Genomic DNA, 11,855 nt, shown 5'->3' with positions numbered 1-11,855 from the left:
TCGCATCCGGGCGAGGCGTCGTCGGCCGCGCTACCGGGCGCGGCGAGTCACGGGGAGTAGCGATGTTTTCTGATGCGCTGAATCATGTCCATTTGCGGGGGCGGGAGCGGGCCTCAGTCCGGTCCGCGCCGGGCGCACGTCTCGCCGGTCGGCGGGAATCGGGTCCGAGGTCATGAGCGGCGAGCGCACGCGTGTGCTTCTGATCCCGAATGCCCTCTTCTTCCCCCCGTACCCCGACGAGCTGCCCGAGCTCCGTGCGCGGGGCGCGCAGCCCTCCGCTTGGATCACGGACGTCGACGCCGACATCCACTACCTGGACCAGCGCCTGCGCACGAACCCGCCGCGGTGGCTTCACGCGGTCTACCGCCGGCTGCCGATCTGGATGGTGCAGGTGCTGGAGGCGTACCGCGTCGGTGATCGCTACGACGTCGTCTTCTGCTGGAGCGTTGCGGACGTGGCGCTCGTGCTCGCGTCCCTGCTCAAGCTCACGCGCCGTCGCATGCCCGTGGTCGCATTGCTCACCCGGGTGTCGGAGCCCAAGAAGGCGATTCTGCTGAAGCGCGTCCACTCGCACCTGGCGAGGATCATCCTTCCGCCCGCAGCTCAGCGGGAGTTCGCAGTCGAGGAGCTCGGCGTGCCGGCGGACAAGCTCGTCGCGCTCCCCTGGACTCTCGATGTCGACTTCTGGCGCGCGCGTCGCGACGTCGCGCAGACGACGATCTCGGCGGCCGGGGGCGAGATGCGCGACTACGCGACCCTCGTCGCCGCGCTCGAAGGCACCGGCATCCCCTGCCACATCGCGGGGGTGCTCGACACCGGGCGTCCGGACTGGTGGAACGCCGGCGAGGTCGATCGCGCTGGCGAGGAGAGCGTTCCCGACAACGTGACGTTCGGAACGATGCCGCCGGTCGAGCTCCGGGCGCTCTACGAGCGCTCGCGCTTCGTCATCGTGCCGCTGCAGCCCACCACCAGCGACAACGGCATCACCTCGATGAACGAGGCGTGGGCCATGGGCAGAGCGGTGATCGTGTCGGCCGTGGAGGGTCAGCGCGACGCCTTCGTACACGGCGTCGAAGGACTGTGGGTTCCTCAGGGCGACGTCGCCGCCCTCCGAAGGGCGATCGTCGAGCTCTGGAACGACCCCGAGCGCGCCGCGGAGATGGGACGGCGGGGCCGAGCTCTTGCCGAGCGCAGGTCGCACGCCGTCTTCAGCGAGGGAATCGGTCGCGTCCTCTCGGAGGTCGCTGGCTCCGAACACGGAGACAAGGAGCGCGCTCGTGACCGTGCGTGAGCTTCTCGGCGTGATGCTCCGGCGGTGGTACGTGGTCGTTGCCGTGTTCCTCGGTGTCGGGCTGTTCGCGTCCTCATCGATCTCGGCGGGGGGCGTCTATGCCACCCGCACTGTCATCGCCTTCGTGGCGCCGGGTGACTACACGGGCCCCTTCGACACGGACGGGTCGACGCAGAAAGGGGCGATCGCCTTCGCGGCGTCCGTCGCCCGCGTCATCAACGACGGAGAGGAGCCCCCGCGCTACGCGACCACGGAGGCGCCGTACTACGGGGCCGGCATCCGCGAGGGTGTTCTGGTCTCCCTGCCGAGCACCGGCGGGCAGTGGAGCGTGAGCTACCCGCGCGCGGCCATCGAACTGCAGATCGTCGGGCCGACACCGGCGTGGGTCGAGACGCGGCAGCGCGCTCTGCTCGACCGGGTCGCCGAGCTGACGCGGTCGCAGCAGGAGGCCATGCGGATCGCGCCGAGGGCGCGCTTCCAGACGACCGTCGAGCCGGTGACGACCGAGATCTACCACGTGGGCTCTGGACGGCTGACCACGCTCGCGGCACTCGCCGCGCTCGGCACGGTCGCCCTTCTCGTCGGCGGCTGGTGCGCGGCGGCCGTCGACGACATGATGCCGGCGCGCACGCGCGCCTCGCAACGCAATCGCAGGTGGAACCGGAAAGAGGTGACCGCATGAGGCTCGCAGACGCTCTGCGCATGCTCGTCCGACGCTGGTACGTGATCGTCGCGGGAGTCCTCCTCGCCGCGGGAGCCGTGGTGTTCGTCTGGTCCGAGGTGACGCCGGACTACCAGCGCTCGGCCAGCCAGCTGCTGCTTCCCGGCGCGCTCAGCATCCCGGAAGGCGGGAACCCCTACCTCTATATCGACGGGCTGGGTCAGGCCGCCGACGTGCTCTCGCTCGCGCTCGGCGCCGAGAGCCTCATCGAGGAGGTCACTGCCGACCATCCTGGTGCGACGGTCACCGTGGCACGCGACTTCTCCACCGCCGGCCCGGTCGTCCGCATCGACGTGTCCGGCCCCACCGACGCCGAGGCGGAGGAGATCCTCACCGACATGATCGAGCGCACGGCGGTCGTCCTCGACGACATCCAGGCCAAGGCCGACGTCATCGCCGAGGACCGCATCAGCGTGCTCCCTCTGAACGTCGACGCGTCCAGCACCATCGATCAGCGCAACCGCATCACGTTCGCGGGCGGCGCGGGCCTCCTCGTCCTCCTCCTCACGCTGGGCATGGCCGGCCTCGTAGACGGGCTCGCGCGGAGCCGGCGTCGGAAGCGCTCCCGCAGGGAGAGCGCGCGAGCGGCCGCGGAGCGGGCGTTGCCGGATTCGTTCGGACAGGACACCGGCGAGGACGACGACCTCGACGTCCGGGATCTCGTCGAGACACCTGCGGCCGCTGGCATCTCCTCCCGCCCGTCCGAACGTCGCACGCGCGCGACCCGAGACGCACGACGATCGTGAGCCTTCGTGGGGCGTACAGCGCCCTTCCCGCATCAGCGCACGCGGTCATCCGGGGGCATGGCGTGGACGCCGTGACCATGCTCACGATCTACCTCGTCCTGCTGTTCGCCTTTCCGTCCAATCTCGCCCTCTCGGCGCTGGGAGGGCTCGGCCGGCCGTCCTTCCTCTGGGGCCTGGTGCTCATGCTGTGGTGGACGATGAGCCGGCTGCAGGCACGGGGGATCGCGGTGCGTCCGACCTCGCAGCCGGTGCGGCTGGCATTCGGCGCACTCGTAGTCGTACTGCTGCTGGGCTTCGCCGCAGCGCTGCTGCGCGGGCAGCCGGAGGATCAGATCAGCACCGCCTTCATGGCGGTGGCCAGGCTCGTCTCGTGGGCCGGCGTCTTCCTCGTCGCCATCGACGGGATCTCCACGATGCGCGACCTGACGAAGCTGACGCGACGGATCGTCGTCGGCGGCGCGCTGCTGGCTCTGCTCGGGCTGGCGCAGTTCGCCACGGATCAGCCGCTGATCGGCTTCCTCGACGGGCTTCCCGGCTTCACCGGGAGCGCGACGGGGCTCGCGGACCGCGGTGGCTTCACCCGGTCGTCGGCCACCGCGACCCACCCCCTGGAATACGCGACCGTGCTCGCGGCGTGCGTGCCGCTCGCGGTCGCCGCGGCCATCGCCCGCGCGCCCGAACGTGCGAAGTCCGGGCGCGCGCGCTGGTGGTTCGCCCTCGCGCTCCTCGCCCTGGGGTGCTTCCTCGCCGTCTCGCGCTCGGCGCTCATCGGCTTCGCCGTTGCGGTGATGGCCACCATCCCCGCTCTGCCGAGCCGCTATCGCGCCGTCGTCATCTTCGGCACGGGCTTCCTCGCGGCTGCCGCGGTCGTCGCCATACCGGGCCTGTTCGGCACGCTGAGCGGGATGTTCGCCGGCGGCGCCTCCAACGACTCGAGCACGCAGTCGCGGGTGGCGGCGCTCGAGCTGCTGCCCTTCTTCCTGTCGGGGTCGCCCGTGCTCGGCGCGGGCTTCGGGACGTTCCTTCCGCGCTATTACATCTTCGACAACCAGTGGGCGCTGAGCACGGCCGAGACGGGCATCGCCGGCGTCGCCGCACTGGCTCTGTTCATCCTCGCCGCCGTGGCCAGCGCCTTCGCCGTCAGGCGGCAGTCGCCCCACCAGGATGCTCAGCTCTACGGGCGCGTGCTCGCGGCGGCCATGTTGGCCGTCGCGGTCGTGCTGGCCTTCTTCGACGGTCTCTCCTTTCCGATGGCCGGCGGGATGCTGTTCCTGCTCGCGGGGCTGTGCGGCTCCATCCGCTCGATCGGGCATGCCGATTCCGAGTTCATGCGGGGGATGGCCCCGGGCCGCACGGCACGGACGCACATGCTGGGGATGCGCCTCACCCCCGACGCCCCGGTGTCGGCGATCCGCCGCGCGACCGGCCTCACCCAGGGGTGAAGCGCGAGCGCAGCTGACGCGAGACGCCGCCGAGCCTGAGCTCGGCGGCGTCTCGCGTCGGCGCGGAAGTCAGCCGAGCTCGCTCCGCAGCACGCGCAGCAGCGCCTCGGTGCCGGGACTCCAGGAGCGACCGGCGACACTCGCCGCCGCCGCCGCCGCGTGCTGGGCGCGGTCCTCGCGCTCGACCACGGCGCCCAGCGCCTCAGCCAGCGCTGCCGGCGTCGCATGCGCCCACACGACCTCAGAGTTGCCGAGGACCATCCGTGCGTAGCGGTCGTCGTTGACCACGGGGATGGCGCCCGCCGCGAGCATCTCCTCGGGAACGAGCGAGACGTTCGTGAACGACAGCGCGAGCCCCGCCACGACCGAGCCGTAGAGCGCGTTCAGCCCGCTGGGCGAGAGGCTCCCGTGATTGATCGCGGGGAACGTCGCGTCGGACACGACGTCCCCGTAGATGTGAATGGGCTCCTCCGGGTGACGGGAGTGGAAGATCTCCAGAGCCCGCACGGCATGCGAGTACCCGCGGCGGTCGTTCCCACGCTTGGCATACCAGGCGACGCCGCGCCGCGCGCCGGCCACATCGGGCGCGCGGTAGGTCTCGGTGTCGAGACCGAAGGGGATCAGGTCGCTGGCCGCGCCGAGCTCGTCGCGCAGCAGGCCGTGCACCATCTCTCCGAGAGCGAGGTTGCGGAAGCCGAGCCGGTACGAGTCCTCCGCGTACGCGTACTCCGATCCGCGGGGGGTGAAGAACGGCTCGTAGTCCTGGATGAAGTAGAGACGACGTCCCTCGCGGGCCCGCGTCGCGATGACATGCGCTGTCGACCAACTCGATGCCACGACGGCGTCGTATCCGACGATCTGCTTGTCGGCGCGCTCGACGGCCACGTCCTGGAGCCAGGGCCAGGCGGCCCGGATGACATCGCGGTAATAGTCGATGTCGCCGTCATGCCGGTCGTAGAGGAGGAGCGTGCTGTCGTATCCGGCGTCCGCTGCCGCGCGGACCATCCGGAACAGGGTCGTGTGACCGCCGGAGCCCGCGCTCGGAGGCTGGATCACCCACGCCACGCGGGCGGCGCGGTCGGTCGGGACCGGGCGGACCTCGAATGGCTGCAGCAGTCGCGAATCCGCGAGATCCTCCTCGCGGACGGGAAAGCGGAGCCGTTCGGCGTCCAGTCGATCGTGCACGCGCAACGCGGCGAAGCGCAGCAGGTAACCGGGCGTGCGCCCGCGCAGCCGCGCGAGCAGTCGTCGACGCGGAGCGCGGGGTGCGGGAGCCGCGGGGATGCCGACGGAGCTCACTGCCCCGCCATCCTCGCCTTGAGCCGGTCGAGGCCGTCCTTGCCGGCCACGGCCACGAACGCGCGCTTGCCGAGGCCGCGCACTGTCTCCCGCGAGAAGCGCGCGGGGGAGCGCACCAGGCGATCGAACGCCACCGTGCCGCGCGGCGGGGCCGGCAGCTCATCCAGGAGGTCGCCGAACAGCGCGCGGTAGGCGAAGGGGGACACCCGCACGCCGCGCACGCGATTGCTGACGTTTCCGCCGTGCACGACTTGCAGCCAGGCCGGCCGTCCGCCATCGGTCACGACCGGGAGATGGTCGTGCAGCAGGGTGTGCCAGTCGCGCCACGCCGTGACCGGCGCGTCCCACGGCTCGGCCACGCTGCAGAACGCGTTCTCATCGTCGCGGCGCAGGTACACCTCGTCGCCGTGGGCGATGATCCCTCGGCCGAGGAACAGCGCGGCACGCGGGTGCCTGCGCGCGAGGGCCTGCAGGCGCTCGACGAAGTCGTCGGCGATCGCGTCGTCGTTGTCGAGGTTGGTCGTGAGCAGGATGGACCCGCTCGCGCCGGTGAGGGATCGGGCGTCGACGGCTACGTCCTGCCACGACACGGACTCTCGGTAGAGCGCGGTGAACAGACCGGCTTCGACGTGCGGAGCGAGGCGCTCCAGCAGCCACGAGGGGCTCTGCGGGTCGAGGTAGACGATCCAGCGGAAGCCCTTCTCCGTCTGACGTGAGACGGAGGGCACCGTGTAGCGCTCGAAGAGGTCGATGCGTTCGCGCAGCCATCCCTCCCGTGCGCGGACGAGGCTCTCGGGGCCGGGCGTCGGCAGATTGAAGCGCGTGAGGATCACGTGGTCGACCGCGGCCGTCGGCATGGCTGCCGCGGCTTCACGAGAGGATTCGTCTCGCTCCCAGCTCGTCCGGCCGTCGCGCGCTGCGCGGTTGCCCTTGATCCGACCCGCGACGGCGAACCCGGCATAGACGAGGGCATCGGCCGCCGTGAGCGGGCCGGCGATGGTGCGCGCAAGCTCGCGGAGACTGGAAGACGCCGTCTCGACGCCCTGCTCCGCCGGTCCACGACGGTTGCGGGTCAGCACCCGGACGAGAGCGTCCGCGCTGCGCGGGGGCATGACCTCGACGGGCGCACCCGCCGGCAGGGCCTTCTCCGACGCACCGAAGAGCCGGTCCACGTAGAGGTCGTCGGCGGTGACGTCGGGAAAGCGACCGAGCCGGCCGTGTCCCTCCTCGCTCAGTCCGTAGGCGCCGGCTCCCCAGAGGGCGCCGCTCGTGGACGGCATGCGATCCCGAGCGCGGTAGTACGCGTGGACGAGGGGGGATGCCTCCTCCGTATTGACGCGGAATGCGGGGCGGCCGGCGAGCGAGGTGCCGTCCGCGAGCGCCCGGATCACCGGCTCGAGAGCCTCCGGGGAGACGCGGATGTCCGCGTCGAGATAGATCCGGGGCCAGCGCGTCGCATGGTCATCGCCGAGGTTCAGCGCCGACGTCTTCGAGGCGACGGGAGTCTCGAAGACGCGGACGCCGGGGACGGCGCGCGCACGGGCGGCCGTGTCGTCGTTGCAGCCGTTGCAGACGACGAGCACTTCGATGGCGCCGGCTTCGGCGAGGGAGGAGAGGGGGCGGAGCGTGCGCTCGATCACGGCGGCCTCGTTGTGTGCAGGGATGATGATCGAAGCTGCGGGGTACTCCGCAGGGGAGATCGGGTCGCGCTCGGCGCGCGGCAGCTCCGCCCACCGCGAGCGGCGTGCGAGCGCCCACCTCGCCCGGGAGTGGCTGGGGTCCCGACGGAGCTGCTCGCCGACGACGACCGCCGCACGGAACGCCTCCGCCTGGCGCGGAGCGTGCTTGTCCACGTAGCGCACGCGGTTGACGATGGTCAAGGCCACGAGGTCGGCCGAGGTGCCGGAGCCGCTGCCCTCGTGCACGACGATGGCCTCCGGTTCGAACCAGATCTGGAAGCCCGCATCGCGCAGGCGCCGCTGGAAATCCGTCTCCTCCGAGTACAGGAAGAAGCGCTCGTCCCAGGATCCGACCGCCGCGGCCGCATCGCGACGGACGAGGATGGCCGCTCCGGTGGCCCATTCGATCGGGTGCGCGCGCCGGTACGCGTCCGAAGAGCGGACGTACTCCGACAGCGGTGCCGGTCGGCTCTGCCAGATGCGGCCGAGGGCGCCGTCGGCGCACGCCCGCACCAGAGTGGGCTCCCGCCGCAGCGACGGATAGATCTCGCCGTCCTCGTCATGGATCAGGGGAACGACGGCGCCGATGCGCCGGTCGTACCGCAGCCGCCGCAGCAGGGCGCCGACGGCACCCTCGACCACTCGGAGATCGGGGTTCAGCACGAGCACCGCCTCGGCCGCGCCCGCGTGCGACATCGCGACGTTGAGGCCGCCGGAGTAGCCCAGGTTGCCGCCGGTTGCGACGGCGATCACGTCGTCGTGCCGGCGCGCGACAGCCAGCGTGTCGTCCGCGGAGGAATTGTCAGCGACGATGACACGAAGCGAGACAGTCCCGGCCTCCCGGCGGAGGTCGGCAACGAGCGCATCGATGTGCGCGGCGTTGCGGTAGGTGACGACCAGCACGGCCACGTCCACCGACCCGTCCCGGTGAAACCGGCCCGCGGCCTGCTCGTTCTCGATCTCTGCGGTGACACCGGAATGCATCGCGACTCCCCCGACTCCTGCCGCGACCACGCGCGGCTCGGGGGCGCTTCGCCCGGATGCCAAGCGCTCCCCTCGAAGGGGAGGAGGACCCTGGTTAGGTTCTGATACACCGGTGGAAGCGGCTCATCGACGGTGGTAGCTTTCGACGCACCCGTCCTGCCCCCCCGGAGGTCGGTCGTTCTCTGACGGTCGGTGCTGACATGCGATTCTGGATGAAGGCGGCGCCACGGCGCCGCGCGGCCTTTGCCGGCGCGACGACGCTCGCGGTGAGCGCGCTCATCGTCGGCCTGCTCGCGTTCGGCCCGACGCAGGCCGCTCCTCCTGCCGCGGCCGACCCCGTCGGCTCGACCGCGCAGCGATGCGAGAACGCTCGTTCCTGGAGCTCCCCGGCGACCTGGCGCGGAGCCGTCCCTCGGAGAGGCCAGGACGTGACCCTGCCCCAGGGGCGCGCGGTCTCGGTGGACGTGGACGTGCCGCACCTCGGTCGCGTCGAGGTGCCCGAGGGGGCGGCACTCTGCTTCCCCGACCGCGACACCGTCTTCAGTGCGAGGGAGATCATCGTCCACGGCGCGCTGCAGGCGGGCACCGCCGCACGGCCGCTCCAGAGCGAGGTCACGATCAAGCTCGAGGGCGGGACGCCGGACGACGACTATGAGCTGACGGGCCGGGCAGCGCACGCGATCGAGGCGTACAGCGGCACCCATCACGGACACTGCACCGCGGACGGGAACTGCCTGCATATCGGACCCAGCGCCGGGACGAATCTGCTGCTCGCCGCCAACGGCGGCTCCATCGAGCTGCACGGCGAGGACGTGGGGCGCACGTGGACCCAGCTGGCGCGGACGGCGGCCGCGGGCAGCGACATGCTCGAACTCGTCGATCCCGTCGGCTGGAGCGCCGGAGACGAGATCGTCGTCGCCAGCAGCGGTGTCGACTGGCGGGAAGCGGAGCCCGTCCGCGTCGAGGCGGTATCCGGCGACGGACGGACCGTTCAACTGAGCTCGGCTCTCGAGCGCTCCCACAGCAGCGTCGAGACCTGCCAGAGCGCGGACGGCGAGACCCGATGCGCGGCAGAGCGGGCGGAGGTGGGTCTGCTGACCCACAACGTGAAGGTGGCGGGGCCGGACGAGCCTGTCGACGGGTTCGGGGGACAGATCATGATCGCCGCAGGCGGCACGATCGACACCGCGTACACGGAGCTCGTCCGCCTCGGGCAGAAGGGCCTGATCGGGCATTATCCGATCCACTTCCACGTGACCGGCGACGGCGGCGCCGACTCCCAGGTCGCCGACATCAGCATGCACCACAGCCTGAACCGGCAGATCACGATCCATGGCACGAATGGCGTGCGGGTCAGCCGCACGGTCTCCTACCTCACGTTCGGCCACAGCTTCATGCTCGAGGACGGCTTCGAGACACGGAACGAGCTCACCGACAACCTCGTGATCGGGAGCCAGTTCGATCCGGACCCCGAGCAGCGTGTGCGGGTCTCGGACCGGACCCCTTCAGAGTTCTGGGTGCCCAACGCGGACAACGATCTGCGTGGCAACCACGCCGCCGGCGGCGACGGCTCGGGGATCTGGATCGACTTCGGAACCGACAACCACAACGTCGTCGAGGCCCAGCGCGGAATCTTCGGCGTGTTGGATGACAACGTCGCCCACTCCCACGACTCGCCGGAGGCGGGCCGCCCCGACCACGAGGAGAGCAACGGCATCTTCGTGGGCGGGTACATCGGCGATCCCCCTGAACGGTTCCGCGCGTTCCGCAACAGCGCCTGGAAGAACTCCGGCACGGGGTTCTGGGTGGACGGGCCGATCGACTTCACCGACAGCACCGGCGCGAACAACGGTATGGGAGCCACACTCCAGGGGTCCGTCATGCGCGGTGGGCTGCTGCTGGGGGAGACGGAGAACACCGCGGGGGATCCCGCCGCCACGGAGTTGTTCCCCTACGGCGACGGCATCTTGCGCGCGTATCACGGGGCGTCCGACTACGACGACGTGTGGCTCGGCGGCTTCGGAGGAACGCCGTTGACGGCCAACTACTCCGCGATCAGCGACGGCGGCGCGGGCATCTCAGACCATCCGATGCGGGTGCGCGACCTCCGCTTCTTCGGCGAGGGCTACCGGGTCCTGTTCGACGCCTGCCCCGCCACTGTCGATGGGAGCACCGTGTGGGGACAGTGCTACTGGGGGCCCGAGCACGGCGGGAACGCCCACGCGCTGGTGGATCTGGACGGGTCCATCCGTGAGGACGGACAGCCCGTGACGTACACGAACGCGGCTCCCTTCATGCGCGAGGGTGACGAGTTCCTCTACCCGCAGAGCGGCGAGACGCCGTTCGGGCCGACAGCTCGCGGTCTCATCACGTCGTCGGAGCACCGCTACATCGAGATCTCCCCGAGGGACCCCGTGGAGGGGTTGACGCTCACGCGGGAGAGCGACGGGGCGACGGCGTCCGGAGCAGGCTGGAACATGATCGAGCTGGGCGAGCGCTACCGCGTGGACGGACCGCTGCGTCGGTTCAGCATCGGCGGCAACTACGCTGGCGAGGTCGAGTTGGCGATCGATCTCGACGCCCCGCCGAGCGAGGTCGCCCGCGGCAGCGCGCTCGACGGCGGCGACGGCGTCGCCCAGGAGGAGGCGTCCAGCCTCGACGCGCTCGGCGAGGACGGCGCCTGGTGGTGGGAGAACGGCGTCCTGTATCTCCACGTCGACATCGACGGCGAGGACGTCCCGTTCGGTCGCGCCGGCGACGAGACCACGCTCGACTATCACGAGGGCCCGGTTTGGAGCATCGCTCCCTGACGGTCAGGAATCCAGGGCGTTAACCATCGCGCTGTTGTCGTAGTCCTGTGCGATGACCCTTCCCGGGTTGCCCGCCACGAGGCACCGGGAGGGGACATCGCGCGTGAGCACGGTGCCGGCCGAGATCGTGACGCCGTCGCCGATCGTCACGTCGCCGGAGATCGTGGCTCCGGGGCCGATCCAGACGTTCCGGCCGATGCGCGGCACGCCCTGGTCGTTCTGCGCCACCCGCATCCCGATCGTGACGTTCTGGTAGAGCGTGCAGTTGGGGCCGATCCGGGCGGGGCCGACCGTGATCCCGCCGCGGTGCATGATCAGCAGACCGGGCCCGATCACCGCCTCACGGTGGATGTCGCACTGGTGCTGGTGCGTGCACCGCCGGTTCCAGAGGCGGTGGGCCACGACCAGGGGCAGCGCGGCGAGGGGATGCCGGACGCGCATCCGCCGCGTGAACCGCCCGAAGCGATAGCAGGCGACGCAGTGCAGCTCGGAGTTGAACAGCAGGAACGCGGCCCGGGAGCGCCAGGAGGAGCCCACGCCGCCGAGCATGCGGGCGAGGTCACCCGCGAAGGCGCCCCTCACGCGGTCTTGCGCTCCACGAACGCGACGAGCTGGTCGATCCCGTCGAGGTTGGCCGGCACGGTCTCGGTGTCGGCGACGCTGATCCCGAACTCCTGCTCGACGAACTCGATGAGCTCGAGCACACCCGTGGAGTCGATGACGCCGGTCTCGACGAGCGAATCGCCGCCGGCGGGCATGCGAGAGGCGTCGCCGAGGAGCAGCGAGTCGAGGATGAAGCCCTCGATGCGGGTGCGGATGTCTGCGGTCACGGTCTTCCCCTCGTCGAGCCGTTACGTGCCGTTGGCGCAATGCTCCCGGCGCG

Annotated in this window: 9 protein-coding genes; 5 read left to right on the top strand and 4 right to left on the bottom strand. The window is 70.8% G+C overall.

The genetic code is table 11. The features are described 5' to 3' along the window. Positions 1-172: 172 nt before the first annotated feature. The 4 genes from D7D94_RS09310 to D7D94_RS09295 all read left to right on the top strand — a co-directional run bounded on the left by D7D94_RS09310 (position 173) and on the right by D7D94_RS09295 (position 4,200). Entirely contained in the window at positions 173-1,291 is a 1,119-nt protein-coding gene (locus D7D94_RS09310) for a glycosyltransferase family 4 protein (RefSeq protein ID WP_156242338.1), read from the top strand. Then, a complete protein-coding gene (locus D7D94_RS09305) occupies positions 1,278-1,973 on the top strand; it encodes a hypothetical protein (protein ID WP_156242337.1) in 696 nt (231 codons plus the stop codon). Before D7D94_RS09310 ends, D7D94_RS09305 begins: the two co-directional genes overlap by 14 nt. Then, complete coding sequence (locus D7D94_RS09300) at positions 1,970-2,758, top strand: YveK family protein (protein ID WP_156242336.1); 789 nt, start codon at positions 1,970-1,972, stop codon at positions 2,756-2,758. The genes D7D94_RS09305 and D7D94_RS09300 overlap by 4 nt, the downstream gene beginning before the upstream one ends. Positions 2,759-2,820: 62 nt before the next feature. After that, entirely contained in the window at positions 2,821-4,200 is a 1,380-nt protein-coding gene (locus D7D94_RS09295; protein ID WP_173024276.1) for an O-antigen ligase family protein, read from the top strand. 69 nt (positions 4,201-4,269) lie between these two features. Here the strand turns inward: D7D94_RS09295 and D7D94_RS09290 are convergent, their stop codons facing one another. Next, a complete protein-coding gene (locus tag D7D94_RS09290; RefSeq protein ID WP_156242334.1) occupies positions 4,270-5,499 on the bottom strand; it encodes a rhamnosyltransferase WsaF family glycosyltransferase in 1,230 nt (409 codons plus the stop codon). Beyond that, entirely contained in the window at positions 5,496-8,162 is a 2,667-nt protein-coding gene (locus D7D94_RS14460; RefSeq protein ID WP_246171749.1) for a glycosyltransferase, read from the bottom strand. Before D7D94_RS14460 ends, D7D94_RS09290 begins: the two co-directional genes overlap by 4 nt. Before the next feature lie 200 nt (positions 8,163-8,362). Between D7D94_RS14460 and D7D94_RS09270 the strand changes: the two genes are divergently transcribed. After that, complete coding sequence (locus tag D7D94_RS09270; RefSeq protein ID WP_156242333.1) at positions 8,363-10,972, top strand: G8 domain-containing protein; 2,610 nt, start codon at positions 8,363-8,365, stop codon at positions 10,970-10,972. A 3-nt stretch (positions 10,973-10,975) separates the two neighbouring features. On the opposite strand, the gene D7D94_RS09265 is transcribed toward D7D94_RS09270, so the two are convergent. Together D7D94_RS09265 and D7D94_RS09260 are read right to left on the bottom strand one after the other, a co-directional pair. Then, the gene (locus D7D94_RS09265) at positions 10,976-11,554 is read right to left on the bottom strand and encodes a serine O-acetyltransferase (RefSeq protein ID WP_216648652.1); all 579 of its coding nucleotides are present in this window, start codon (positions 11,552-11,554) and stop codon (positions 10,976-10,978) included. Then, positions 11,551-11,802: an acyl carrier protein gene (locus D7D94_RS09260; protein ID WP_156242332.1), complete on the bottom strand. Its 252-nt coding sequence runs from the start codon at positions 11,800-11,802 to the stop codon at positions 11,551-11,553. Before D7D94_RS09260 ends, D7D94_RS09265 begins: the two co-directional genes overlap by 4 nt. Between the last annotated feature and the right edge of the window lie 53 nt (positions 11,803-11,855).

Source organism: Microbacterium oryzae (genome assembly GCF_009735645.1).
GTDB lineage: Bacteria > Actinomycetota > Actinomycetes > Actinomycetales > Microbacteriaceae > Microbacterium > Microbacterium oryzae.
This window is presented reverse-complemented; position numbering and strand designations above follow the sequence as displayed.